The 25,100-nt window shown below is 69.1% G+C and carries 18 protein-coding genes; 6 read left to right on the top strand and 12 right to left on the bottom strand.

The genetic code is table 11. The features are described 5' to 3' along the window. Positions 1 to 411 (bottom strand): protein kinase domain-containing protein (locus VF794_RS05890; protein ID WP_331108200.1); only part of this gene is annotated, 411 nt, incomplete at its 3' end. Between the two features lie 147 nt (positions 412 to 558). Here VF794_RS05890 and VF794_RS05885 point away from each other — a divergent pair. Beyond that, entirely contained in the window at positions 559 to 1,893 is a 1,335-nt protein-coding gene (locus tag VF794_RS05885; RefSeq protein WP_331108199.1) for an amidohydrolase, read from the top strand. Positions 1,894 to 1,923: 30 nt separating this feature from the next. Here the strand turns inward: VF794_RS05885 and VF794_RS05880 are convergent, their stop codons facing one another. The 7 genes from VF794_RS05880 to VF794_RS05850 all read right to left on the bottom strand — a co-directional run bounded on the left by VF794_RS05880 (position 1,924) and on the right by VF794_RS05850 (position 13,009). Continuing rightward, positions 1,924 to 5,493 carry a tetratricopeptide repeat protein gene (locus VF794_RS05880; protein ID WP_331108198.1) on the bottom strand — a complete coding sequence of 1,190 codons (3,570 nt, stop codon included), beginning with the start codon at positions 5,491 to 5,493 and terminating at the stop codon, positions 1,924 to 1,926. A 100-nt stretch (positions 5,494 to 5,593) separates the two neighbouring features. Then, positions 5,594 to 6,268, bottom strand: a complete 675-nt coding sequence (locus VF794_RS05875) for a hypothetical protein (protein WP_331108197.1) — start codon at positions 6,266 to 6,268, stop codon at positions 5,594 to 5,596. 293 nt (positions 6,269 to 6,561) lie between these two features. Then, positions 6,562 to 7,959 carry a hypothetical protein gene (locus VF794_RS05870; protein ID WP_331108196.1) on the bottom strand — a complete coding sequence of 466 codons (1,398 nt, stop codon included), beginning with the start codon at positions 7,957 to 7,959 and terminating at the stop codon, positions 6,562 to 6,564. Beyond that, positions 7,956 to 9,368 carry a DUF1501 domain-containing protein gene (locus VF794_RS05865; RefSeq protein WP_331108195.1) on the bottom strand — a complete coding sequence of 471 codons (1,413 nt, stop codon included), beginning with the start codon at positions 9,366 to 9,368 and terminating at the stop codon, positions 7,956 to 7,958. Before VF794_RS05865 ends, VF794_RS05870 begins: the two co-directional genes overlap by 4 nt. A 19-nt stretch (positions 9,369 to 9,387) precedes the next feature. Further along, the gene (locus VF794_RS05860; protein ID WP_331108194.1) at positions 9,388 to 11,184 is read right to left on the bottom strand and encodes a hypothetical protein; all 1,797 of its coding nucleotides are present in this window, start codon (positions 11,182 to 11,184) and stop codon (positions 9,388 to 9,390) included. A 32-nt stretch (positions 11,185 to 11,216) separates the two neighbouring features. Then, positions 11,217 to 12,209, bottom strand: coding sequence for a hypothetical protein (locus VF794_RS05855; protein WP_331108193.1), 993 nt, complete (start codon positions 12,207 to 12,209; stop codon positions 11,217 to 11,219). Positions 12,210 to 12,313: 104 nt separating this feature from the next. Further along, positions 12,314 to 13,009, bottom strand: coding sequence for an MXAN_6652 family MXYO-CTERM-anchored protein (locus VF794_RS05850; RefSeq protein ID WP_331108192.1), 696 nt, complete (start codon positions 13,007 to 13,009; stop codon positions 12,314 to 12,316). 187 nt (positions 13,010 to 13,196) lie between these two features. Here VF794_RS05850 and VF794_RS05845 point away from each other — a divergent pair, with 187 nt between their 5' ends. Both VF794_RS05845 and VF794_RS05840 read left to right on the top strand, forming a co-directional pair. After that, positions 13,197 to 16,109, top strand: coding sequence for a carboxypeptidase regulatory-like domain-containing protein (locus VF794_RS05845; RefSeq protein WP_331108191.1), 2,913 nt, complete (start codon positions 13,197 to 13,199; stop codon positions 16,107 to 16,109). 147 nt (positions 16,110 to 16,256) lie between these two features. Further along, positions 16,257 to 17,474 (top strand): AAA family ATPase, encoded by a 1,218-nt coding sequence (locus VF794_RS05840; protein ID WP_331108190.1) that lies wholly within the window; start codon positions 16,257 to 16,259, stop codon positions 17,472 to 17,474. A 1-nt stretch (position 17,475) separates the two neighbouring features. Here the strand turns inward: VF794_RS05840 and VF794_RS05835 are convergent, their stop codons facing one another. Beyond that, complete coding sequence (locus tag VF794_RS05835; protein WP_331108189.1) at positions 17,476 to 18,333, bottom strand: EamA family transporter; 858 nt, start codon at positions 18,331 to 18,333, stop codon at positions 17,476 to 17,478. A gap of 221 nt (positions 18,334 to 18,554) precedes the next feature. Here VF794_RS05835 and VF794_RS05830 point away from each other — a divergent pair, with 221 nt between their 5' ends. Continuing rightward, on the top strand, positions 18,555 to 20,861 hold the full coding sequence (locus tag VF794_RS05830) for a nitric-oxide reductase large subunit (protein ID WP_331108188.1): 2,307 nt from the start codon (positions 18,555 to 18,557) through the stop codon (positions 20,859 to 20,861). Here the strand turns inward: VF794_RS05830 and VF794_RS05825 are convergent. Next, positions 20,858 to 21,091, bottom strand: a complete 234-nt coding sequence (locus VF794_RS05825; RefSeq protein WP_331108187.1) for a hypothetical protein — start codon at positions 21,089 to 21,091, stop codon at positions 20,858 to 20,860. The two genes, VF794_RS05830 and VF794_RS05825, sit on opposite strands and share 4 nt — an antisense overlap. A 485-nt stretch (positions 21,092 to 21,576) precedes the next feature. Further along, a complete protein-coding gene (locus VF794_RS05820; RefSeq protein WP_331108186.1) occupies positions 21,577 to 22,215 on the bottom strand; it encodes a zinc ribbon domain-containing protein in 639 nt (212 codons plus the stop codon). A gap of 94 nt (positions 22,216 to 22,309) precedes the next feature. Between VF794_RS05820 and VF794_RS05815 the strand changes: the two genes are divergently transcribed. Beyond that, positions 22,310 to 23,137 (top strand): hypothetical protein, encoded by an 828-nt coding sequence (locus VF794_RS05815; RefSeq protein WP_331108185.1) that lies wholly within the window; start codon positions 22,310 to 22,312, stop codon positions 23,135 to 23,137. Between the two features lie 21 nt (positions 23,138 to 23,158). On the opposite strand, the gene VF794_RS05810 is transcribed toward VF794_RS05815, so the two are convergent. Then, positions 23,159 to 24,421 (bottom strand): glucan 1,4-alpha-maltotetraohydrolase domain-containing protein, encoded by a 1,263-nt coding sequence (locus tag VF794_RS05810; protein WP_331108184.1) that lies wholly within the window; start codon positions 24,419 to 24,421, stop codon positions 23,159 to 23,161. A 249-nt stretch (positions 24,422 to 24,670) separates the two neighbouring features. Between VF794_RS05810 and VF794_RS05805 the strand changes: the two genes are divergently transcribed. Further along, positions 24,671 to 25,015, top strand: coding sequence for a hypothetical protein (locus VF794_RS05805; protein WP_331108183.1), 345 nt, complete (start codon positions 24,671 to 24,673; stop codon positions 25,013 to 25,015). Positions 25,016 to 25,100 lie beyond the last annotated feature (85 nt).

Here is a 25,100-nt window from a genome sequence, read left to right as displayed (position 1 = left end):
GGGCGGGGCCCACGGGCGCTCGCGCAGGAGCAGCGTCCGGAGGTCCTCGCCCTCCCCGTACTCCATGGGGCGGACGGACTGGCCCTCGTGGGTGCCCAGGTCGTGCATCCGCGCCACGTGGGGGTGGGTGATGCGACGGGCGAGGCGCACCTCGCGGCTGAAGCGCTCGAGCGCGTCCGGGCTGGCGTCCTTGCCGAGCTCCAACGTCTTGAGGGCCACCACATCACCCACGAGGCTGTCGCGTGCCTCGTACACGGTGCCCATACCGCCCCGGCCGAGCATGCGCAGCAGGGCGTAACGTCCGGCGAAGAGGGGCGAGCCCTCCTGGGTGGCGGGGGCGCCCGCGGGGCGGATGACGGTGTTGTCGCCCCCATCGAGGGCGGAATCGGGGGGTCGGAGGTTCTCAGGCACGGCGGCTGCAATGTACCCCGGGCCCCCCCTCCCCGCTATTCACGCCGGGTACGAAAGCCCGTCCGCGGCAGGCGAGGAGGCGCCTACACTCGGGGGCGAAGACCCGCGACCCTTCGGCCTCACGCGCCGAGACACGAGAGGCCCCCGATGACGGACACCTGCATCCGCGATTGTCACGCGCTCGTCCCCGACGCGAGCGGCGCGCTCACCCTCGCCCGCAACCAGGACATCCTGGTGCGTGGCAACCGGATCGCCGAAATCCGCCCCACCGGGAGCCCCCTTGAGCCCGGCGTCACGGTACTCGAGGCGAACCGGATGCTGGCGATGCCCGGGCTCATCAACACCCACGCTCACGTCCCCATGGTGCTCTTCCGAGGGCTGGCCGAGGACGTGCCCATCGAGCGCTGGTTCAACGAGTTCATCTGGCCGCTGGAGAGCAACCTCACCGAGGCGGACGTCTACTGGGGCGCGATGCTGGGCCTCATCGAGATGATCGAAGGCGGCATCACCACGGTGGCCGACCACTACTTCCACATGGACCAGGTGGCTCGGGCCGTCGAGGAGGCCGGCACCCGGGCCCACCTGGGGCAGGCCGTGTTCGCCAGCCGGGGCTACCCGGCGCTCGCCGAGACCGCCGCCTTCGCCGAGCGCTGGAAGGGCGGCGCGGGAGGCCGCATCACCACCTGCATGGCGCCGCACGCGCCCTACACCTGCGACGACGGCTTCCTGCGCGCCTCGGTCGGGCACGCCAACCGGCTCGGTATCGGCATCCACATCCACGCCGCCGAGGAGATGAACCAGACGAACGCCAGCGTGGAGAAGCGGGGCCTGACGCCCATCCAGGTGCTCAGGGACACCGGCATCCTGAGTGTGCCCACGCTGATTGCCCACGGCTGCGGCCTGTTGCCCCAGGACATCGAGCTGCTCGCCCGTCATCGCGACCACGTGGGCATCGCGCACGCACCGAAGACGTACCTCAAGCTGGCCATGGGCATCACCCCCATCCGCTCCTTGCGGAAGGCCGGAGTCGCGGTGGGGCTGGCCACGGACGGCGCGGTGAGCAACAACACCCTCGACATCTTCGAGAGCCTGCGCCTCATGACCATGATGCAGAAGCACGAGGCGATGGACCCCGAGGTGATGCCCATTCCCGAGGCGCTCGACATCGCCACGCGAGGCAGTGCGACGGCGCTGGGCCTGAAAGACCGCATCGGCACGCTCGCGCCCGGCTACCAGGCGGACATCATCCTCGTGGACACGCGGGGCACCCACTGGAACCCGCCCCACAACCTCATGGCCGGACTGGTGTACAGCGCTCGCGCGAGCGACGTGGACACCGTCATGGTCGATGGCCGCGTCATCCTGCGCGAGCGCCGTTTGCTCACCCTCGACAAGGAGCGCGTCCTCGCCGAGGTGGCGGGCACCATGGAGCGAATGGCCCAACGCGTGCCCGAGGCCCGCATCCAGCACTACAAGCCGTGAGGCACGCGGCGGACGCGAGAAGATGGCGGATCATTGCTTCGTGAGGCGCTCGAAGGTGGCGATGCGCTCCTGAAGCTCGGGAGAAAGCGGACGCTTAAGGGATTCGTGAAGCGCCAGAATCTGTCGGAGCATGATCACGGTTTTCTGAGCGAATGCGAGCGGGAGTCGATCAAAAAAAGGCCAGAGATTATCGATGGCCTCTCCTACAGTAGCGAGCGCCTCCTCGCGACGGCCCAGCTCCCTCAACATGGCGCCTAGGTTGTTGAGGCTCATGGCGAAGTCGGGCCGGAAGGCATCGGGATTGCGCTGCGCCAACTCTCGGTAGACTTCAACGGCCTCGCGCGTGGCCTCCGGCGCTTCCTCTCGACGGCCCAGTTCCCTCAACATGGCGCCCAGGTTGTTGAGGCTGCCAGCGAGGTCGGGCCGAAAGGTGTCGGGGTTGCGCTGCTCCAGCGCCCGGCGGAGTTCAACGGCCTGGCGCGTGGCCTCCAGCGCTTCCTCTCGACGGCCCAACTCGTTCAAATCAATGCCCAGGTTGTTGAGGCTCATGGCGAGGTAAGGCTGGAAAGCGTCGGGGTTGCGCTGCGCCAACTCTCGGTAGACTTCAACGGCCTCGCGCGTGGCTTCCAGCGCCTCCTCGCGGCGGCCTAGCTCCCTCAACATGGCGCCCAGGTTGTTGAGGCTGCCAGCGAGGTTGGGCCGAAAGGCGTCGGGGTTGCGCTGCGCCAGCGCCCTGTAGACTTCAACGGCCTCGTGCGTGGCCTCCAGCGCCTCCTCTCGACGGCCCAATTCGCTCAAACTATTGCCCAGGTTGTTGAGGCTCATAGCGAGGTCAGGCCGAAAGGCGTCGGGGTTGCGCTGCTCCAGCGCCCGGTAGACTTCAACGGCCTCGCGCGTGGCCTCCAGCGTCTCCTCTCGATGGCCCAGCTCGCTCAAACTATGGCCCAGGTTTTTGAGGCTCATTGCGAGGTCAGGCCAAAAGGCATCGGGGTTGCGCTGCGCCAGCGCCCGGCGGAGTTCAACGGCCTCGCGCGTGGCCTCCAGCGCCTCCTCTCGACGGCCCAGCTCGCTCAACCTATTGCCCAGGTTGTTGAGAAGCCGCGCTCGTTCGGCGCGTCCTTGCTCATCATCCGCACCTTGTAGCGCCAGCAGGAGCGTGCGACTCGTCCACTCGGCGACCCTACGAAGCGAAACCGTAGAATCCGGGATGCCGATTGCATCCAGTTCATGGGCCACGTTTACGTCACCTTCCGCGTCGAGCCGGTCGGCCAGAATGTCACCGAGCACCGAGAACGCGGTACGCAGCCCGATGGCTTTTGCGGCTTTCAGCGCGAGAAGAGCGCGTGACCGCAGTCGTGGGCCAACGAAAAACTGTTCGAGCCACGGCCGCACCGCGTCAGACTGCGTAGCGGATGTACGGCCGAGTACCTCCAGCGCAGTGCTCACAACACGAGATTCCTCGTCGGGCGGACATACCCGGTCAATCCAGGCACTTGGGAGTCGGTCCTCCGCAGTCGTCGGCGAGGCGACACGGAGCACCATTCCCTCACCAATGAGGTCCGGCTCAAGGGCGGGGAGGAATACGGCGGAATCATTGTCGGTGCGCTGGTAAATCCGATGAAGCAGCCGGAGCAGTTCCTGTTCATTGTCGGAGAGGGCGCGCTCAAGCAGTCTCCCGGCAACGGTGGACGCCTCGGAAGAGTCCGCGAAGCCACCACGGAGCGTGGCGGCGACAACCATCTGACGAGCCAAGGACCGTTGCAGCGCAAGCGCCACATCCGTCTGTCGGGCGCGTATTTCCCAGAAGTGCTCCTCGTGATCGAGGATCACGTCCATCAACGTGTTCGCATTGAATGCGAGACCTTCCACTGATGCGAGCGCGGCCATGTGCAAATAGAGCACCCGCTCGAAATGTTCATCGGAGAGCGGGATTAAGGCGCGCTTCACGTACGTCTTCCCTCGCTTCTTGGCGAACTTCTCCGCCGCCTCGTGGAACACCTTCTCGCGCTCGACCTTCTCAATGGCCAGTGGTGGCAGTTCCCGCGGCGGCGTCGCATCGAGCAATGTACTCAGCCCCGCGTCGGACTGCTTCAGTGACTGCCACCAATCTCCGCCGTTGCGAGCAAGGAGCAGGAAGCGCATCCGGCGGAGTACTCCCGTCCTCTCCTGCTCGGAGTAGCGATGTACGCGCATGAGGATTTCACGCAGATCGGAACGGCTCTCGGCGTAGTCGATGACCACCAGCACGGGTTGCCCGCGCGACCAGAGACGGTCAAACCAATCCCCAGGAATGTCCTTCGGTAGGAAACCCGCAGCCCAGCCCATGGGCTTACGGTGATGGTGTATCCACTCAATCGCGAGCCGTGTCTTACCCGTGCCTCCCTCCGCATGAATCAATCGCACAGCGACCGAGGGTCCTTCGTCGCACCAACGCTCGAGCTCCGCGAGGATGGTCTCTCGCCCTTGACGGTGAAAAGGCACGACCTCATAGCGCGCATTGAGGAGCGCCGATGGAGGTGCGTTCGCCGGCAACTTCTCCTCAGTCCCTGGCACCAGGATGTCGTCGATCTCAGGGACCACCTCCACGTCGAAGTGCTCGCGGAGGAACGCGATCAGGCACTCGGCCGAAGCACGGGCGGCGAACTCCTTGAACTGGTCATCGCGACCGTGGTTGGCGAAGTCCATCACGCCCTTCATCACCAGCGCGTCGAGCTTCCGGCCCCGCTGAGCGTGGGCCAGCGCACCAAGGGCCGCGGCCTCCATCTCGAGGCCCAGCGTCTTGCGCATGTGCTCGGAGACGAAGCTCCAGACCTCCTCGTCCTCGACGACCTGGTTGCCACTGCCCATCGGAGCAACGTGGACCTTGAAGGGAAGCAACGTTCCCGTGGGGGAGGTGTCGGGGAAGCGGTTGCGGTGCTGGATCAGGATCCGACCGATGCGCTTCTGCCCTTCCTCGGAGAGCGTGAGCGTACCGTCCTGTACATGCTTGGACGCCCAGAGCGAGTCGATGACCTTTTCCCACTGAGGACAGGACTCGTTGCACTCGGGAAGAGACGACGGATCCTCGACCCCCTCCCGCAGCTTCGCGAGTACCCAGTTCTCCTGCCACTCGTAGGGTACCGGGCGCGTCTTCCACCACGGCTCGTCTCGGAAGCGCGCGGCGAAGTCGAAGTGTTCGAGCGCCACCTTCCAGTCGTCGCGGAGGTTGTACGTCTTGAGATCCTGCTGCACCTCGTCGGGGAGCCGCTTGCCCGTGTCGTGGAAGAACAACCGCTCCGCCGCGATCACATCGCCGAGGCGCGTCTTCTTGGGACGCCCCGCGCACACGCCGCACATCGCCACGCACCGTGGGCGGTAGGCGTCCACCAGGGGGAGCAGCGCATTCGTCGCCGCCACTCCCCCCATGTCCCCTGCCTGCGCAACCGCCACGCGAAGGGGTCGGCCGGCCTTACCGTGGAACGTGCGGAACGCGACCGGAAGACCGTTGGGGCCCTCCGCCCTCTCCCACTGACTTCCCTCCCAGGCGCCAGCATCCACCTGGAGTGCTGCCTGGTACTCCAGCGATATCGCGGTCAGGATCACCACGTCGACCCTGCGCACCCTCCCCTCGCTCGCGGACATCTCCAGAAAGTACCGAGGCAGCGCACGGCAACAAGCGAAGCCGGAGCAAGCCGGCTCACCAGCCAACAATCCCCCGCGTCTACCCCGTCGAGCGCACGAGCTGCGGTTGGAAGCCCTCCAGGAGCGCCTCCATGAGCCGCTCCACGTCCTCCAACGGCACGCCCTGGATGGTGAGGTGCGTCTTGCCGCGCTGGACGCTCGTCTTGAGCTCCACGCGGGCGCCCTTGGCGAAATGCCGCGAGAAGCAGTCCCGCATGAACTGGACGCGGGCGGCGTCCGTGGCGGGCATGGTCGCCTGGGACGGCTTGCGCTTGTGCTTCACGGCCTGCCTCAGCTCCTCCAGGCTGCACTCGGTGAAGGGCTTCTGCTTCACGGCCTCACCTTCCTGTGGCACATCGATAGGCGTGAGGCCCGGATCTCCGGCCGTGGGCTGGAGATCGGCCGCATTCGCGTAGGCGCGCAGCGTGTGCAGCTTCATCACCCCATGCGCCCGGCACGCCTCCTCGGTGAACTCCCGGGCCACCACGCCATACCGGGTCAGGGTGGACTGTGAGAGTTCCTGGACGTGCTGGCTGAAGTACGCCTGCGCACTCTCGTATCCCTTCTCCTCCGCCAGCTTGTTGTCCACGATGTGGTTGTAGAGGCAGCCGATGGTGTAGTGCCCGGCGTTCCCCTCCTTCAGTTGAGCGACGATGGAGTCCAGCGCCTGTTCGAGCGTCCAACCGGAAAACCTGCTGCTTGCCTTCGTTTCCATGATTCCCCCCAGCTTGGGTGGAGAAGCCGCGACGGTGCGCCGCGGCTGAACGAGGACATGGCACGTAGCGGGCCAACGACGTCGTTGCGTGGATTCGCGCACTTGTGAGCGGGGAGCTTGCAGAAGAGTCCCATCCCCCGGAGGAACCGTCCGCGCCACGGGACAGCTCATGTTCCGCGCGTCACCGGTGACGAGCGGAACCGCGCGGGTGCATTCCGCTCGTCACCGGTGACGAGCGGAACCGCGCATTCGTCGGTGATGAATGAGGTGGATGGACTTTCGGCCCCTCGTCCTCAGTTCTCCGAAGCCCCGTATTCAATCCAGGCCCGGATGTCGTTGAGCTGGTCCTCCGGCAGCGCGGAGTTCCCATTGAGCGGGTTGATGGGCATGCGGCTGCCGCTGATGCTGCCGTAGCCCGAGAGCTTGTGCCACAGATAGCTCTTTTCCGGCTGGCCCCCTTGGACGATCTGGAACGAGGGCTGCTGGCTCGAGGGCCTCAGCAAGCGCAGGCGGATCTCATTCGCGGAGCCGCTGAGCAGGTCCAGGCCCGCCTGCGGGTTGCTGCCACCGTGGCAGCCGCCGCAGTTGGACTGGAGGATGGGCAGCACGCGCCCGCTCCAGGTGGCCCCCGAGCCCGCGAGGTTGAGCGCCGACGGGTTCACCGAGTACGTGCACTTGTTGTAGTCGATGGCCGAGCCCAGGGTCCATTGCGTGGCGCTCGGGTCCAGGCCCTCGATGAAGCACATCAGCGCCAGCATGTCCGGCACGTTCGGCGGCTGGTTGGCCAGCGGCATGCGCGTGCCGGGCACCGTCTCGGTCCCCGTCTCGGTCTTCATGTACCCACGCAGGCGGGCCACCAGGTAGCTCTGCTCGGGCTTGCCCGGATTGATGAGCGGCACCGTGTTGCCGAGGATGCGCGCGCCGTAGACGCCATTGCGGTTCTGGTCGCCCTGCACGATGCCGCTGGCCACCAGGCCCTCCACGGTGTCGTGCTGGTACTGGTTCACCTCCGCGAACAGGTGGCGCCGCTGGCCCTGTTCATCCGTGAGGATCCACCAGTTCGTGTCGTAGCTGGCGAAGGGCAGCGTCTGCACGTTGCCCTGGTCGTCGATGAAGTTGCGGATGAAGGTCCCCGTGGCGTTGAGGCGCTCCTGCGTCACGGGCACCGGGTCGTGCAGGTACAGGTGCAGCCCCGGGGTGGAGGCATCCGGCCGCGCGCCCCTCGGATCGAGTTCCTCCGGGGTATCTCCGAGGACGAGCTCGAACCAGCCGACTTCAATCTCGCGGAAGGCCTGCTCGGCGAAGCGGAAGCGGTCACCCAGGCGCTCGCACCGGTCGTACACGCCGCTCGCGGTGCCGGACTGCACGTTGCACGGGGCGCCAACGGCGGCCGTGAAGGTGCCCGGCGTGTGCAGGTCCGGGTACTCCTTCTGGTTGTGGCACACGCCGTTGGTGCCGCTACAGGTGCGCATCACCAGCTTGCGGTGGAGATCGAGCCCGGTGGGGTACGTCCGCTGGGCCGTCAGCACGTCGACGTTGGAGCCCGAGTACGGGGCCACCTGCGAGGAAGCCCCCGGCGTGGGTCGCTTCGGCTCGAAGGGGATGGTGCCCGGGTCGATCGGGTCGGAGCCCGAGAGGCCGCAAGCCAGCGAGAGTGCGGCGAGAGCGGGAGCGAGGAGGGAGCGCTTCATGCGAAGAAGTCCTGGATGGGGGCGTCCGCGGGGAAGATGCCCTGGTGGTCCGCACCGAGCATGTCCAGCATCGTCTTGAGCACCGAGCGGTAGGAGTACACCTTGCCGGTGGCCTTCAGGTCCGAGGCGCGCACCGAGCCGAGGCTCTTGCCGCCCTTGCCGGCCCCGGTGATGACGCCGCCCATGAAGGGCATGGACATCCACCGGGTGGCCAGGTCGCTGCTGTGGTCACTGCCGTTGGCGGAGTTGAAGCGGGTGCCGCCCGTGGTGCGGCCGAACTCGCTGCCGAGCACCACCAACGTCCTGTCCCAGTAGGAGCCCCCCTCGGGGTGCTCCATCTTCTGGAGGGCAGTGCGCAGCCCGCTCACCAGCCGGTTGGCCTGGTCCATCTCGCCCGGCAGCTCTGCCTCCTCGCGCGAGTGGAAGTCGTAGCCGCCCTGGTTGAGGAACACGGCCGGGCAGCCGAAGTGGAAGAGGCGCAGCGCGAGCGCCGCCCGCTGGCCCGTGGTGTCCGTTCCCAGCAGCGTCCGCAGCTCGCGGTTGCTGATGCCGTCCACCACGTCGTTGGAGTCCGTGCTCACCCGCAGCAGGGGGTCGCGGAAGATGCGGCCGTACTCGCGCGTGGCCTCGCGCGTCTGCTGGTACGTCTCCACGCCACCGCGCAGCGCCGTGTGCAGCCGCTCGCGGAAGCGCGCATCCATCTTGGTGGCCACCGCCGACGCCCACGGCGGCAGGCTCGACTCCGGGTCCACGCTGAAGCGCTCGAAGCCGCTGCCCTCCAGCACGGGGGGCCGGTAGGTGGCGTACGCGCCCGCGCCCGTGGCCATGCCCGCCTCGCCCAGGCTGAAGGCCGGCAGGAGGATCTTCCCCTGGGCCAATGCGTCCGCCACGCGCTGGCGCAGCCCGTAGTTGACGAGCGTGAGGAAGCCGGTGGCGCCGCCCACGTAGCCCGTGAGGAAGCGCTCCAGGCCCGTTCCATGGCCACCGTCCGCGCGGGCCGAGAAGGGCTCGTGGTCCACGCACGGCAGCACGCACATCTCGTTGGTGAAGTCCGTCACCGGCTTCATGCCCAGATCGCGGCGGACCTTGTTGTCCTCGCCCTCCAGCCAGCTGGCGCGCTCCAGCAGCCTCGTGGCACCCCACTCGGTGCCCGATGCGCGCCTGTCCGAGCGGCCGAAGGGGTTGAACTCGTCCGCCACGTCCCCGTTGAAGGCGGTGGTGAAGCGGAAGCCGCCCGAGAGGCGGATGTAGATGAGGTGGCGCACCTGGCCGCGCCCGTCCGTCTGGGCACGGGCCGCGGTGGGCAGCCACAGGTGGGGGAAGGCCAGCGCGGCGGCGCCGGCGCCCAGGCCCTGGAGCAGCCGGCGGCGGCCGAGGGACAGGGGCTTCGTATCGTCGGAGTCGGACATGGGACGGGGGCTCCGGGGGCTAGTAGAAGACGCGCTCGGCGCTCGACAGCAGCGCGAAGCAGAAGGGACGGGCGAACTCCTCGGCCGAGCACAGGGTGAGGGCGCACTCCGCCCCCGCCGTGCGGGCCTCGCTCAGCTCCGTGGCATCCGGCGAGCGGCCGAGCAGCACCCGGTACTGGTGGGTGGCGATCTCCGCGGCGACGTCCGGGTTCACGGCGCGGCTCGCGCCCATGCCCTCGGGCAGCAGCTTCTCCACCGCCGCGCCCTGAGTCCGTGGGTCGAGCGCGGGGTTGCACAGCGTCTGGACGAAGGAGAGCTGGGTGGCGGTGGTGAGGATGCTCACCACGCGGAAGCGTCCGCCCACCACGTTCTCCGGGCAGCCGCCCAGGGTGCGCGCCAGCTCCGTGTAGCGCTCGTCCACCTCGCCCTCCTCGTCCAGCTTCCAGCGCGAGGTCTGCAGCAGCCGGTAGCCGGCGATGCTGCCCGACTCCAGCAGGTCCTCCGGCTGGCTGATGCGGTGGTCGCACCCGGGCAGGCCGTAGCCGGTGTTGCGGGCCATGGAGTCGATCCACACCTCCGCGTCCACCTGCTTGAGCGGGCCATACGTCCAGCGGTACGTGGAGGAGGAGGCGCCCTCGGCGGACTGGAGGTAGGCCGCCGAGGTGGCCACCGCGTAGTGCACCGAGCGGATGTCCCCATTGTTGGCCAGCAGGAAGCGCACCAGCTCCTCGCGCACCTCGGGCACCTTGGCGGACAGCTCATAGCCCAGGTACTGCATGAGCACGTCGTCCACCGCGCGCTCCCAGAAGGCCAGGTCGCGGGCGACGATGCGGCCCGGAATCTGGAGCTTCGCCCACTCCTCCGGAGTGAGCAGTCCACTCCACAGCGTCAGGTCGTTGTTGAGACGCGGATCCCTCGCGGCGCGCAGGTCCGGGGTGAAGATGAGTTCGTTGTAGCCCCACAGCACGCTGGCGCACTCGCCCCGGGACACCTCGTCCACCTGATTGTCGTCGTTCAGGCAGCCGAAGCGGATGAAGGCATCCGGCAGGCGCATGCCGAGCTGCGGGTGGTCGTAGTAGCCCGAGTGCCACAGCTTGTAGACGCGCGACATGTCCGCGCGCTCGTGCTCGAAGGGCGGCCGGCCCAGGAACTGGAGGAAGAGCGCCTCCGCCTTGTCGCCCGCGTCCGCGAAGCGGCGGGTGAACACCGGGTGGGCACTCACCACCGCGGCGAACAGGTCGTACGGCACCCGCCCGCGGCTCAGCTTCGCCACCAGACGGTCCATGTCGTAGATGGCCTGGAGGCTCGTCACCTCGTTGCTATAGAGGAAGCGGTCCGCGGCCCGGCGCTGCTGGACGAGGACGAACTCCTCGCTGTCCATCAGCTTCTTCACCGTGGCGCCCCACCCGCCCGAGCACGTGGCCTCGGCCTCGTCCGCGGTGGGCACGCGCCCCGCCATGTCCACGAAGAGCCGGCGGCACGCCTCGGCCTGCTTGATGGGACGGTTGGGCAGGCCCACGCCCCACAGGCTGCGGCACAGCCCGCGGTTGACGGGGTTCTGGAGGCCCATGCCGTTGCAGTACGTCACGCAGTCGGCCCCGCAGTCCGGCGGGCGCGTGTCGTTGGGTGGGGCCACGTCGAGCGGCGGGGGCAGGACATCGTCCCCGCCCGTGAAGTCGCCCGAGGTGAGAGGCTCGCCATTGCCCACCATGCCGCCAGGACCCGAGGCCACCTGCTCTGGCTCGAAGGTGTAGGTGGGCTGGCACGCGACGAGCGCGGCGAGCACGGGGAGGATCAGCGTGCGACGGACAGCCATGCGCGACTCCCGGGAAAAGAGGCCAGTGCGCCTCACAGGGCGAACTCGGCCCCGAGCGTGAGCCCCAGACGCAGGGCCAGGGTGCTCCAGGTTTTGGTGTACCGGAGCCCGGAGATCTCCTGGCTCGTGGCGAAGAGGTACTGCTGCTCGGCCTGGCCGAGGAGATCGGCACGCAGCCAGATGCGGTCGGACATCCGCCGCCGCGCCCCCACGGACGGGCCCAGCAGCCAGCCCACGCGAGGCACGTTCCACACGCTCACGCCCTGCTCCTGGAGCCGGCGGATCTCCGCGGCGAACTCGCGGTTGGGCACCAGGAAGGACAGCCCCGCGCGCGCGCCGAAGACGACCTCCATCTTGTCGGCCACCGGCAGGCCGTACTCGCCATTGACGAAGACTTCGTTCAGCAGACCGAAGCCGAACTGCCGACCCCCGCCCGCGCCGTAGTTGCCGAAGATGCGCAGGCCGGCGCCCACCCGTAGCCGCTCGCTCACCGTCGGCACGGAGGTGTTCAGCCAGGCCGTGGCGGACAGGAAGCCCAGGCTGGAGTAGTCGAAGGACTCGTCGATGCGCGAGGTGTTGATGCTCTGCTCGCCCGTCATCCGCGAGCCCTCGAGGAAGAGGTCGCCGCCCAGGCCAACGCGCAGCTTGCCCGGAACCGCCGGGGTGGACGCGGGAGCGGCACGGGCGGCCGGGGTGGCGCGCGACGCCGCGGCGGGCTTGGACGCCGTGGCGGGCTTGGGCTCCGCGACGGGCTTGGACTCCAGGGCGGCCCGATGCGGCTCCTCCACGGGCTTGGGCTCCGCGGGCTTGGACTCCGCGGCGGGGGCGGGTTCCGGCGTGGACGGAGCCGGCTGAGTGGCCGGAGCCGCCGGGGGCGTCTTGGCCTTGGCCTTGGACGTCCGGGACGTCTTGGACTTGGGAGCGGCCTCGACCGCCGGGGCGAGCAGCATCAGCGCGGAGAGGACTCCGCAGCAAACGCGGGAGAGCGGCTGGGACAGGGTGCGCGAGCGGAGGAAAGGCAGCACGGGAGGGACTCGGGTTCGGGGGAGACGGACCGGGGGTCCGGTTCAGCGGTTCCCTCCCCCCGGGTGCCAACCGGACACGGGAGGAGGGAGGGACAACGGAGGAATCAGCTCTGGCGACGGCGGAGCAGCGTCATGCCGGCCGCGGCCAGGACGAACATCAGCATCGGCGCACCACCGGTGGACGAGCAGCCACCCTTGTCGTCGTCGTTGCCATTGCCCGGCTCATTGCCCGTACCCGTGCCCGCGTCGGTATCACCGCCGGTACCGGCGTCCGTGCCACCACCGGTGCCGCCGGTGACGGTCACGACCCGCTGCGCGAGCCCCGAGCGGTCTCCGGCCGTAGTGCCGTTACCGTTGGTCGAGTTGCCAGCACCGAAGATGGTGAAGGTCTCCCCCGTGGCGGGCGCGATGACCGAGAAGTCGAAGCTGACCGCGCCGCTAGCAGTATCGAAGTTCTTGGGCTGGCTGTGGATGACCTCCGCGCCGAGCTTCTGAAGCCCCGTCCCTGGTTCGAGCGACGCCGTGGTGCCGGCGCTCAGCGCCACGTTCATACCGCCTCTCACGGCGGCGCCACCCTGGATGGTGAGCGTGTACTGGCCCGTCGCCCCTGCGGCGAGCGTCTCGGGGCCAGAGAGCGTTACGGTCGGCGCCGCGCCACCGTTGTGGCAGGTGTTGCACGTCTTCGCCGCGTCCTTACCAGAATTGCCAGTGGCACCAGTGCCGCGGCTGCTGGCGAGCGCCGACGTGGACAACAGGCACATCGCGAGCACTCCAACAGCGCCATACGACGGGAACTTCATACAACCTCCATACGTGGGGGGGTCTCGTTCTAACCCGTTTCGCTCCCTCCTCGCATGACCCCCTGACACAGTGCGTCCGTCTCGGCGGGCACGGGACCGTACGGTCGAAGAAGAGCGATGTGGCCGTAAAACGCGAGTAGTGTATCCCCCCACATCACTCCACGCGTGATTCGGGGGGCAACCAGACATGCGCAAGCTCATCGTCGCGGCAGCGGTCCTGGTGGGACTGGGACTCGTACTCCTCTTCTCCATGCGCCCGGGAGACTCCGAGGGCGCCCCGGACGGCAACCTCCCGGAGGCCACGTCCGAGCGGGAGAAGGCCACGGGCCGGGCCGGCACGGTGCTCCAGCCGGAGAGCCCCGAGGATCTGGGCGCGCGAGGCACCGCGGACGCGGGCAGCACCCCGACCCTGGCGCGGGCCCCCTCCGAGAAGGAGGGAGTGCTGGAGGTGGAGGTGCTCGCCGGCGAGCGGCCGGTGCCCGGGGCCAACGTGCGGCTGTACTGGCGCGGCGCGCGAGACCCGAACCTCGACGAGCTCGCCTGGCGTCTGGCGAGCGCCGGTAGCACGGATGAGCAGGGGCGTGTGCGGCTCGCCTCGCGGCCCGGTGGGTACCTCGTGGCGGTGCGAGCCCAGGGGCAGGCGCCGCTGCTGCGCGACGTGGTGCGCCCGTATGGCGAGGCCCGCACGCACCTGCGCCTCGTGCTGGAGGCGGGAGGGACACTCACCGGCCGGACGGTGGTGCAGGGCACGAACGAGCCCCTGCCCCTGGTGGAGCTCGCCCTCACGGCGCACAGCGGCGAGTCGCAGCCGTGGCAGCGCGTCGAGGTCCCCGCCGAGGAGCGCGTGTACGCCAGGAGCGACGAGCGGGGAAACTTCCGCGTGGACGGGCTCGCCCCCGGCAACTACCTGCTGAAGGCCGAGGCCCTGGGACACGCGAGCAAGGTGCTGCGCTCCGTGAAGGTGCCCTCGGCGGCGCCTCTGACGGTGGCCCTCCAGGTGGCGGCCGTCATCGAGGGCTTCGTCGTGGACGCGGAGGGCCGCCCGGCCTCGGGCGCCGAGGTGCAGGTGAGCGGACGCACGCCCCAGGTGGTCACCACCGGCGAGGGCGGCGGCTTCTCCCTCGAGGTGGAGGCCGGCACCCACACCGTCTCCGCGCGGCGCGGCGACGAGGCGGGCGCGCTGGACAGGCCCCTCACCGTGGCCTCGGGGAAGACGGTGCGGGACGTGCGGGTGCGGCTCGGGCAGGGCTCGGTGCTGGAGGGCCGCGTGGTGGCGCGCGCCACGGGGGCTCCCGTCGAGGGGGCCAGCGTGGACATCAGCCCTCGTGGCAGCAGCGGTGACTCGGGCCGCGCGGTGACGGACGGCGCGGGTCGCTTCTCCGTGAAGGGGCTCGCCCCCGGCAGCTATGACGCGGTGGTGGGGGCCCCGGGCTTCTCCACCACCTCCCGGCACGGGCTGACGGTGACCTCGGGAGAGCGCTTCCCCCTCGACATCCAATTGGTGGGCACCGGCACGGTGGAGGGCCAGGTGCGGGATGGGGCCGGCCAGCCCCTGGCGGGCGTGCGGGTGGTGGGCGGCAGCCGTTGGGGCGGCGGGCTGGGCAGTACCCCCGCCGAGTCCCGCACCGACGCCGAGGGACGCTATCGACTCGAGGGGCTCGCCACCGGGCGCCTGTCCCTCTCCGCCCACCGGGAGGGCTCGACGCTCGGAGTGAGCCAGCCGGCGGAGGTGACGGAGGGAGGCACGGCGCGGGTGGACTTCACCCTGGAGGAGACGGGCACCGTGGAGGGCGTGGTGCGCGCCACCTCCGGCTCGCTCCCCGCCGAGCCGCTGGCGGTGTCGGCCTTCCCCCAGGAGCGCGGTCGCTTCGGCATGCCGGACCTGGCCCGAGTCGAGACGGACGCCTCCGGCCATTTCCGGATGACGCTGCCTCCAGGGGCCTATCGCATGAGCGTGATGATCACGGGGCGCCGTGTCTTCGTCCCCTCCAGCGCCCAGACCGTGCGGGTGGAGGCGGGAAAGACCGTCCGCCCGGAGCTGTCCTGGCAGGAGGACGCGAGCGGGACGAACGGCGTGCGGGGCATCGTCCTCGAACCGGATGGCTCGCCCTCCCCTGGCGCCCTGGTCACGGCCTCCTCCGAGAGCGCGCGCATGATGTCCCCAGCGGACGAGGAGGGCCGCTTCTCCCTCTCCCTGTCCGCGACGAAGGACGCCTCCGCGAACGGCCTGACGCTGAGCGCGCGCAACGGAGGGCGCGGCGGGGAAGCCACGGGCGTGAAGCCCGGCGAGCAGCAGGTGGTGGTGAAGCTGCGGCCCGGGGCCTCGGTGCGGGGCCGGGTGGTGCGCGCCAATGGGAGCCCCGTGCGGGGCTTCACCCTCACCTTCCAAGCCCCGGGTCGGGGACTCTTCTTGCCGGGCGGCAACAGCTGGGAGTTCCCAGGCGAGCGCTTCGAGCTGCGAGACGTGCCGGCCGAGTCCGCGAAGCTGGTGGTGCGGACGGTGGACGGAGCGGGCGGCGAGGCCCTGGTCTCCCTCGGCTCCGGAGAGGCCTCCGAGGTGGAGGTGACGGTCAGGGCCATGGCCGGGGTACGGGGCCGGGTGGTGGACGCGGCGACGAAGAAGCCCCTGGCCGACGCCTTCGTCTTCATCGAGGGCCATCGCCCCTCCACCCCTGGCAGCCGCGGGACGGCCGCGGATGGAAGCTTCTCCATCGAGGGAGTCACCCCTGGCCAGCACACCCTCATCCTCTCGACGGGTCCGGGCGGGAGCGCCGAGCGCCGCCCGGTGACGCTCGCCGAGGGCCAGGTGCTCGACCTGGGAGACCTCCCGCTCAGCCCGCCCCGCACGTCTCCCGGCAGCATCGGGGCGATGGTGAGCCGAGAGGGTGACCGGCTCGTCTTCGTCATGGTGATGCCGGAGAGCCCCGCGGCGAGCGCGGGACTCCTCGAGGGCGACGTCCTCCTGGAGGTGGACGGCACGCCGGTGGCGACTCCCGCGGAGGCGTCCCAGCGGCTCCATGGGGCACCCGGCTCCACGGTGCTGCTCAAGGTGCGGCGCGTGGACGCGGAGCGGTCCATCTCCGTCACCCGCGCCACCTGACCCCTCCACGGGACCCGGGGAGGGGGTTGGGAGCTACCCACCAGCCGGGGCGGGCGGGCCCTGGTCATCCAGGGTCTCGCGAATCGCCACAAGTCCGCCGGGTGAGGATATGGTGGGCGCTCTACTCACTCACGACGGCCCCTCCGCATGTACCTGCGCAGCCTCACCCTCCACAACCTCAAGCTCCTGCGGGAAGTCGCCATCTCCTTTACCCGCGAGGACGGAGAGATTCGTCCGTGGACCGTCCTGGTGGGCGAGAATGGGTCCTGCAAGACGGCCATCCTCCAGGCCATCGCTCTCGCCGCCAGTGGCGCCACCCTGGGCAGTGAGCTCGCCGACGTCAGCTCCCTGCCCGACCGCCGCCAGCCCGCCACCGAGCTGATGCTCATCGGCGCCGAGTTCACCTTCGGACAGGAGGGACACAAGGCCCGCCAGTATCCCGGCCTGGAGACGAAGCGCGCGCTGGCGCCCTACCTGAGGAGCTCGATCGCCGCCAAGAGCACCTGGCGAGATCTGGTCGGCAGCTCGCGGTACGTGGGCTCCGAGCACACCCGCGTCTTCGATCCCGTCCGCGAGGCGCGCAGGACGCAGCTGCCGGGCTGGTTCGTCGCGGGCTACGGGACGGCGAGGCACCTGCCGCACCCCAAGGCCATTCAGGGCGAGGGGCTGTCGGACCCCATCAAGCAGCGCCTGGACAACCTCTTCGACCGGGGAGGCCTGATCGCCACCGGCTTCGCCGACCTGTTCGAGCCGGCCCAGGCCAAGGCCTACAACCGCATCCTCAAGCAGGTGTTCGTCACGGGGAACCTGCTGCCCGGGGTGGTGGACCTGGAGCTGCGCAGCCAGGGCATGGTGCGCACCCGGCAGGATCTGCTGGAGGCCCACCGCTTCGAGTTCGAGGTCGGGGGCCAGCGCATCAAGGTTCCGGCCACCTCGCTGTCGCATGGGTACCAGGCGGCGATCGCCTGGCTCTCGGATCTGATCGGCCACATCCTGCTCGAGGCCGGCAAGGCGGTGGTGCCCGAGCGGATGGAGGGGCTCGTCCTCATCGACGAGCTGGACCTGCACCTGCACCCCCGCTGGCAGGCCACGCTCGTCCCCGCGCTCAAGGCCGTCTTCCCCAAGCTCCAGTTCGTCGCGACGACCCACTCCGCCATGCTCCTGCCGGGCCTGGAGCAGGAGGAGGTGCTCGTGCTGCGCCAGGACGAGGAGGGCAACATCTACGTCGCCCCGGCGCCCACGTCGCCCTCGTGGCTCACGGGCAGCCAGATCTTCGAGGCGTTCTTCGACAAGAAGGACAAGCCTGGCCGGGTGAAGAAGCCGCGTGCCGCCAAGGCGCCCGCCAAGAGGGCGAAGCGGAAGTGATTCACGCCCGGGGCCACCCCAGCACCACGGCCCCGAGCAGCACCAGCCCGGCGCCGGCGAGCTGCCGCCGGCCCAGCCGCTCCCCCTGGAGCGCGCCGAGTCCCAGCGCGAAGGCAATGGACGTATTGCGCAGGGTGAGCACGGCCCCCGCCCCACTGTGCGCGAGCGCCAGGAGCAGCAGCGAGAAGGACAGGGTACACAGGAGCCCGGCGGCCACGAGCAACAGCGGCCGGGCGATGACCTTGCGGAGCAACCCGGGCCACGACTGCCCGCGCAGGCGCGGGAGAACGAGCAGCGGCAGCGCCACGCCGAGGGACAGCGTGAACAAGGCGGGCGGCTGCGCCCCGGCGCCCAGGGCCCGCTTGTAGCTGACATTGAACCCGGCGATGCACGCGGCACAGGCGAGGGCCCAGAGCACGCCCTCCCCCACCCGGCCCTCCTGGGGGCGCACGAGGTTCATCACCGCCATGCCCAGGGCGACCAGGGCCGCCCCAACCACGGCCCACGGGGTGAGCCGCTCGCCGAGCCACAGCACGGACACGGGCCACACGAGCAGCAGCGCCCCACCGCGAGACACCGTGTACGCGAGCCCCAGGGGCGCGTGGTGCAGCGCGCGCGCGAGGGTGGCGAGGTAACCGCTCTCCAGCACGCCGGCCACGAGGGTCCAGAGCAGGGCCTGGGACGAGGGGAACGCGTCCCCCTCGAGGCCGAGCGCCCAGAGGCCTCCGCTCACCACGGTGACGGCGATGACGCCCACGACGGCGTTCTCGGGGTCTTCATGGCGCTTGAGGAGCGCGTTCCACAGGGCGTGGAAGAACGCGGACGACAGCACCAGCACCAGCGCGGCGGAGCTCAACACGGGGCGTCGTCCTAGACCCGGCGCACGGGTCTTGTCTGCCCCCACCTGCCCGCTCGCCCCCTGAAAGATGCATCACCAATGCAATCTTTGCGTGCTCCCCGGAGGGGGACGCACCGCTTGCGCGCACGGGGCGTGCGGGTCCGAGGGAAGGCGGCGTGGAACGGGGCTTGCTCTGGGAGGCCCCATCTCACACACGCCTCTGTCTCTTGGGAGCCCCCGGTATGAAGCACCGCAAGCTGTGGCTCGGCCTTGGAGCCGTCGTCCTCGTTTCCTTCCTGGTCCTGGGAGGCCAGGGAGTCCGCATCTCGCGCACGCTGCCGCCCATCCCCGAGAAGGTGATGACGTCCGAGGGCACGGTGCTGCTCACGGGCGAGACCATCATGCGAGGGCAGAACGTGTGGCAGTCCATTGGAGGCCAGCAGGTGGGCTCGGTGTGGGGCCACGGGGCGTACGTAGCGCCGGACTGGAGCGCGGACTGGCTGCACCGCGAGAGCCTCTTCGTGCTGGACACCTGGGCGCGCGCGGAGGGCCACACCTCCTATGCGGAGGCCCCGGCGGAGAGGCAGGCGGCCCTGCGCACCCGGCTCGCCGGGCTGATGCGCACCAACACGTATGACGCCCGGACGGGCACGGTGACGCTGGCGCCGGTGCGCGCCGAGGCGATGCGCGCCAACGCCGCCCACTACGCGGACGTCTTCTCCAAGGGGCGCTCGGCCTATGCCATCCCCGAGGGCGCGCTGACGAATCCGCGGAAGCTGGCGGACCTCGGGGCCTTCTTCTGGTGGACGAGCTGGGTGACCTCGACGAACCGGCCCGGCGACACCGTCTCCTATACGCAGAACTGGCCGCACGAGCCCCTCGTCGGCAACCAGCCCGCCTCCGGCGTCCTGATGTGGAGCCTCGCGTCGGTGGTGCTGCTGATCGCGGGCATTGGCGGGCTCGTCTGGTACTTGAGCGGCAAGAAGGAGGAGGAGGAGCAGACGCCGCCGCAGAGGGACCCCTTCCTCGGGCTCCAGCTCACCCCGAGTCAGCGGGCGACGGGCAAATACTTCCTGGTGGTGGTGGCGCTCTTCCTGGTGCAGGTGGGGCTGGGCGGGGTGACGGCGCACTTCGGCGTGGAGGGCGCGGGCTTCTACGGGATTCCCCTGGCGAAGTACCTGCCCTACGCGGTGACGCGCAGCTGGCACACGCAGCTGGGCATCTTCTGGATCGCCACGGCGTGGCTGGCCACGGGCCTCTTCGTGGGCCCGGCGGTGAGCGGGGTGGAGCCGAAGTACCAGCGAGCGGGGGTGAACTTCCTCTTCGTGTGCCTGGTCATCATCGTGGCCGGGGCGCTCTTCGGACAGTGGGCGTCGGTGCAGCAGCGGATGGGGAGCGGGGACTACTGGTACTGGTTCGGCCACCAGGGGTGGGAGTACGTGGACCTGGGCCGCTTCTGGCAGATCTTCCTCTTCGTGGGCCTGTTCGTGTGGCTGTTCCTGACGGCGCGGGCGGTGTGGCCGGCGCTGAAGAAGCCGAGCGAGGGCCGGCCACTGCTGGTGCTCTTCGTCATCTCGTCGCTGGCGATCGCGTCCTTCTACGGAGCGGGGCTGATGTACGGGCAGCGCAGCCACATGGGGATGGTGGAGTACTGGCGCTGGTGGGTGGTGCACCTGTGGGTGGAGGGCTTCTTCGAGGTCTTCGCCACGGTGGTGATGGCGTTCCTCTTCACGAAGCTGGGGGTGCTGTCGGCGAGGACGGCGGTGCCGGCGGTGCTCTTCACGACGATCATCTTCCTGGCCAGCGGCATCATCGGCACGTTCCACCACCTGTACTTCTCGGGGACGCCGGCGGCGGCGATGGCGCTGGGAGCGACGTTCAGCGCGCTGGAGGTGGTGCCGCTGGTGCTGGTGGGCCGCGAGGTGTGGAGCCACGTCCGGCTGTCGAGGCTGAAGGGGTGGATGGAGCAGTACCGCTGGCCCATCCTGTTCTTCATCTCGGTGGCGTTCTGGAACCTGGTGGGAGCGGGGCTGTTCGGCTTCCTCATCAACCCGCCGATCGCGCTGTACTACATGCAGGGCCTGAACCTGACGCCGCTGCACGGGCACACGGCGCTCTTCGGGGTGTACGGGATGCTGGGCATCGCGCTGATGCTCTTCTCGCTGCGGATGATGCAGCCGGAGGCGAAGTGGAGGACGCGTCCGCTGGCGTGGGCCTTCTGGAGCATCAATTGGGGGCTGATGTTGATGTCGGTGCTGTCACTGCTGCCCATCGGGGTGCTTCAGACGAAGGCGGCGATCGAGCAGGGGACGTGGTGGGCGCGCAGCGCGGAGTTCCTCCAGACGCCGCTGATGGACATGCTGCGGTGGCTGCGGGTGCCGGGAGACGTGCTCTTCGCGGTGGGAGCGGTGCTGCTGGCGTGGTTCATCGTGGGGCTGAAGACGGGCTGGTCGCTGGAGCGGGCGGAGGTGGCCCAGCCCCAACCCGAGCCCGAGCCCGAGCGACTGGGAGCCGCGGCCCCAGCCCACGCGGTGCTGCGCCGCCGCTAATCACCGAGTTCTCGAGGAGACAGGGAGCGCACGAACATCCAATGGTCCGTGCGCTGGCGAGCGACGACATGAGTCACCCCGGCGATCTTCACCAGGATGCCTGGCCTCGGTGGTGCCAGCGACTCCAGCCAGCGCTGCGCCTCGTCCCCGCTGGCGAACTCCTGCTCGATCTGGATGACCTCGGTGGCCGGCCGGCCGTACACCTGGAGTCGCTCCCGGAACTCGTCCAACTCATCCCGTGCATGGATGAAGTGGAGCGCTCTGGCTGCCAGCTCGATACAGGCGCTTTCCTTGGATGCGGGAGGGAGGCCCTGCGCGACCCGCCCCAGACACTCCAAAACCTCTTCGAAGTCGAAATCCACGGGGCTCGGCACATTCACCTCCCTTACAGCGCAAGCAGTGGCACCAGGGCGAGACTTGGAGAAGCACTCGATCTGTTCGGCGTCACAGTCGCGGGTGCGCAGAGACCAACAGGATCCGGCTCTCCACAGGCCCTGCCGGGCCCTGTTCGTCGGCCCCCATGATGGAAGCAGACTCAACTCCCGGGCGAGACCAGACCTGTTCTGAAACGCGCTCCCCGGGACGATCCGCAAGGAGAGGGCGGACACTGCCACAACCGAGGAACAGCAGGGCGGGCAGGACCCCGGGGAGGAGAAGCCGTGCCCGCTCGGCAAGTAGGGGCTCCCACATGGGTGCGCTCCAACGAAGACGGAGTTCAGCCACTCCGGGGCGTGCCGCAGTCGGCGCAGAAGCGGGCCTTGGGCGCGAGTTCCGTGCCGCACTGGGTGCAGTGGGCCTTGGTGGCCAGGGGTTTGCCGCACTCGGCGCAGAACCTGCCCCCGGCCCCGCGCGCATTGCAATGCGGACAGGTGACCACCGAGCGGTGGGCCTTCATGTCCAGCGACTCCACCTGATCCACCTTGCGCGCCTTGTCCCAGGCCTGCTCCACGGCCACCTTGGACTGGATGTGCGCGGACTCCTCCTGGATGTCCGGGGCGCAGTCCTCGCACAGGCCCCGCGCCTCGTTCCAGCAGGCCTCCGGGCACACCCAGTGGCCACAGCGGGTGCAGTGCTTGAAGTGCTGCTTCGCCTCGCCCACCGCCTCGGCGTAGGCGTCATCCCACGCGCCCCCGCGCAGGGCGTCCTTCACATGTTCACCCGCGTAGGCGGCGCGCGATACCGCCCCACCAAAGAACGAGCCCGCCGCCTTCAGGAAGCTGGCGGCCATGCCAATCTTGTTGGCGATGAAGGGCGACATGTGCCCGTTGCCGCACTGGTCGCATTGGAACTCGAACTGGAAACCGCTGTCATTGGAGCGGTCCGCGTAATTACGGGTGAACCGGATCATGGCCATGGGGTGAGGTTAGCACTCCCTGGGGGGGGCTTGCCCTCGGAGGGCCGGCGGGGATAGCACCGGGCCCCGACGTTTCCTTTCAGAGGGGAAGTGGATGAACAAGACGAACAAGGTCCTGGTGGGCGTCGGCATCGGCTGTGGCTCGCTGGTGCTGCTGGGCATGATCGCCCTGGGCGTGGGAGCCTGGTGGCTGAAGCGGCAGGTCGGCGACTCCGTGTCCACCCTGGTGGAGTCCGGCCAGAAAATGGAGGCGCTCGGCCAGGAACTCCAGGCGCTCGACAAGAGCCACCCGTTCACACCTCCTCTGGAGGGCGAGGTGCTGGCCCTCTCCGAGGCGCGCCTGCGGGACTACCTCGCCGTGCGCGAGACGGCGCTGCCGGTGTACGAGGACTTCCAGAAGAAGGCCGAGGCCTTCGAGGCGGAGCACAAGGACAACGAGGACGCGAACCTGCGCGCCGCGATGCAGGCCACGGGCATGCTCACGGAGCTCATGGCGAAGGTGCAGGGCGCCTACATCGAGGGCCTGAAGAAGCAGAACATGTCGCCGCGCGAGTTCCGCACCATCACCCAGACGCTCTACTCCTCGGTGGTGACGGGCACGGCGGACCAGGTGCAGCAGATGAGCGCCGAGCTGCGCCAGCAGGCGCTGGAGAGCGTGCGCGAGCAGCTCGAGGAGCCGTCGCTCACCGAGGAGCAGCGCGCCGACCTGGAGGCGCAGGAGCAGGAGCTGCTGGCCACCGCGGAGGAGCCGGCGCAGGAGCCCGCGCTGTCCGAGGCTTCCAAGACCGCGGCCGCCGCCAACCTGGAGCTGATGGAGAAGTACAAGGACCGCATCAACAGCGCCGGCAGCCTCGCCATGGACTCCCTGCTCGTCGGCGGTGACGTGGACGTGTCGGACAACGTCGCGCGGGACCACGAGTAGTCCCGCGCGAGGGGGGTGGAGCTACTTCTTCCACACGGCCCAGTTGGTGCCGGAGTTGACCAGCGTCCAGCCGGTACCCGGGGACCAGGCTCCGGAGCCGATCTTCATCGCCAGGCTGCCGGTGGTGCCGGTGATGATGGCGGCGTACCTGCTGGTGTCCGCGACCTGGATGCTCACCGCGGACGTGGAGTGGACGCCCTTCTCCCGGCGGGCCGCCATGATGCTCTTGATGGCGGCGGCGTGGCCCCAGTCATAGAAATGGACCCAGTAGACGCAGGGAACACCCGGGTGGGTGAGGATGTAGGCGTAGCCCTGCATCACCTTGTCACCGGGGAAGGGCCAGTGGTTCTGGCCGCCGCTCGGGTGGCTCGGGCCTGTGTCGTGGTTGTCGATGAAGGTCACCGACTTGGCCGGCCACCAGCCGATGGCGCCCGAGGGCTTGCCCGCGCTGTCCTTCAGCCGCCAGAACTCGTTGTACTGCACGGCCTGCTGGAGGAGACCCTTGGTGGTGAAGTCGAACGCCGTCGACCTGCTGCCCGTGGAGTCGATCCAGTTCATGATCTGCTGGCGGTGGGCGTCGGGGTTGGCGAGGTTGAGGTCCGTCCACAGCTCGCCCACGGAGAAGTAGGGCACCGTGCCGGTGTTGTAGTTGCCCACGTACGAGCCGGCGTAGCCCTTCACGTAGTCATAGCGCCAGCCGTCGTAGCCGATGCTGGACTTGAGCCAGTTCATCCAGCTCTTCAGGTCGTTCTGGACGGTGACGTTGGTGTGGTCCAGGTCGCGCGCGGCGTTGAAGCCGTCACCGGTATCGTAGTTGCCGGTGGCCCCCGACCACTCGTCGCCCTTCACCACCGCCCACGAGCCCCAGGTGGGGTTGGTGAAGTCCGCCCAGTTGGTGCTGCCCACGCGGTGGTTGACGACGATGTCCGCGATGGCCTTCACGCCGTAGGTGTGCAGCGCGCCAATGGCCGACTTGAGCTGCACGTCCGTGCCGTACTTGCTGGTCTGCATGTAGAGCTGCCGCGGCAGGTAGCCCTCGTTGGAGGCCGCGTCGCTGGAGGGCGGCAGCCACACCATGGTGAAACCACTGTTCTTGATGTCCGCGGCCTTGCCCTGCACGACGCCCCACCAGGGGTACGTCTCCTGGGAACGCCAGTGGAAGCCCTGCAGCATCACGTCGCCGCTGTTGCCGTCCATCGGGCCCGCGTAGGCGGCCGGCGCCATGAACAGACCCAGGGCCCACGACAGGGACAGCACTCCGCCAAAAACTTTCTTCTTGAACATTCCGCTCTCCGGGGAATCAGGGAAGGCGGTCAGGCGCTTTACAGCCTTTCGGCCCGCCAGGCGAACAGCCCCCGGGCTCGAGCGTGAAACGAGCGCGTGAATGTCGGCCAGCCCACCCCTCTTTTCACGCCCTCACGAGAATATTATGCTCTCACTCCACATCCGAGCCCTCCCGGACGGTCGGAGCGGGACGGTCGGGGGCGCGGAAACGGATGGGGAGAGCCCTGGACGGCGGTTAGGATGAGGACCATGGCGGAACAGTCGCCCCCCTATTGGGTCCTCATCTCGGTCCTGTTCAGCTCGCAGCCGTTGACGCCCTCGCTCGCCATGACGCTGCATCAGGCGGCGTATGACCTCTACCGGCGTGGGGACGGGGCCCAGAAGGTGGCGGGAGATATGCTCAGCGGCACGGTGCGCAACCTGCGCAAGGACGTGCGGATGGGCGCCATCACGGGCCCTGCCTTCGAGGCGGAGATCGAAACGGAGCGAGGCTCCGGCGTGGTGCGCTTCCTGCTCACCCGCCAGGGGCTGGAGATGCTGGAGGCCGCGCCCGCGGAGCCGCCCCCCCCGCCGCGCCCGAAGTACCTCAACTGACACAGCGGGCTGCTCAGTGCAGCCGCTCCTTCTCCACGCGCTCCTTGCGCGGGGGCCTGGGCGCGGTGCGGGGCCGCCTGCGCGT

It is taken from the genome of Archangium sp., assembly GCF_036389735.1.
In the GTDB taxonomy this organism is placed as follows: domain Bacteria; phylum Myxococcota; class Myxococcia; order Myxococcales; family Myxococcaceae; genus Archangium.
Note: the sequence above shows the minus strand (reverse complement) of the source record. Positions and strands in the feature narration are given on the sequence as shown.

What these genes read in the sequence shown, in the direction of transcription:
- VF794_RS05885 (WP_331108199.1), top strand. Translation starts at nt 559, where the DNA reads ATGACGGACACCTGCATCCGCGATTGTCACGCGCTCGTCCCCGACGCG.
- VF794_RS05820 (WP_331108186.1), bottom strand. Translation starts at nt 22,215, where the DNA reads ATGGCCATGATCCGGTTCACCCGTAATTACGCGGACCGCTCCAATGAC.
- VF794_RS05805 (WP_331108183.1), top strand. Translation starts at nt 24,671, where the DNA reads ATGGCGGAACAGTCGCCCCCCTATTGGGTCCTCATCTCGGTCCTGTTC.
- VF794_RS05830 (WP_331108188.1), top strand. Translation starts at nt 18,555, where the DNA reads ATGAAGCACCGCAAGCTGTGGCTCGGCCTTGGAGCCGTCGTCCTCGTT.
- VF794_RS05875 (WP_331108197.1), bottom strand. Translation starts at nt 6,268, where the DNA reads ATGGAAACGAAGGCAAGCAGCAGGTTTTCCGGTTGGACGCTCGAACAG.
- VF794_RS05850 (WP_331108192.1), bottom strand. Translation starts at nt 13,009, where the DNA reads ATGAAGTTCCCGTCGTATGGCGCTGTTGGAGTGCTCGCGATGTGCCTG.
- VF794_RS05865 (WP_331108195.1), bottom strand. Translation starts at nt 9,368, where the DNA reads ATGTCCGACTCCGACGATACGAAGCCCCTGTCCCTCGGCCGCCGCCGG.
- VF794_RS05860 (WP_331108194.1), bottom strand. Translation starts at nt 11,184, where the DNA reads ATGGCTGTCCGTCGCACGCTGATCCTCCCCGTGCTCGCCGCGCTCGTC.
- VF794_RS05840 (WP_331108190.1), top strand. Translation starts at nt 16,257, where the DNA reads ATGTACCTGCGCAGCCTCACCCTCCACAACCTCAAGCTCCTGCGGGAA.
- VF794_RS05845 (WP_331108191.1), top strand. Translation starts at nt 13,197, where the DNA reads ATGCGCAAGCTCATCGTCGCGGCAGCGGTCCTGGTGGGACTGGGACTC.
- VF794_RS05870 (WP_331108196.1), bottom strand. Translation starts at nt 7,959, where the DNA reads ATGAAGCGCTCCCTCCTCGCTCCCGCTCTCGCCGCACTCTCGCTGGCT.
- VF794_RS05810 (WP_331108184.1), bottom strand. Translation starts at nt 24,421, where the DNA reads ATGTTCAAGAAGAAAGTTTTTGGCGGAGTGCTGTCCCTGTCGTGGGCC.
- VF794_RS05815 (WP_331108185.1), top strand. Translation starts at nt 22,310, where the DNA reads ATGAACAAGACGAACAAGGTCCTGGTGGGCGTCGGCATCGGCTGTGGC.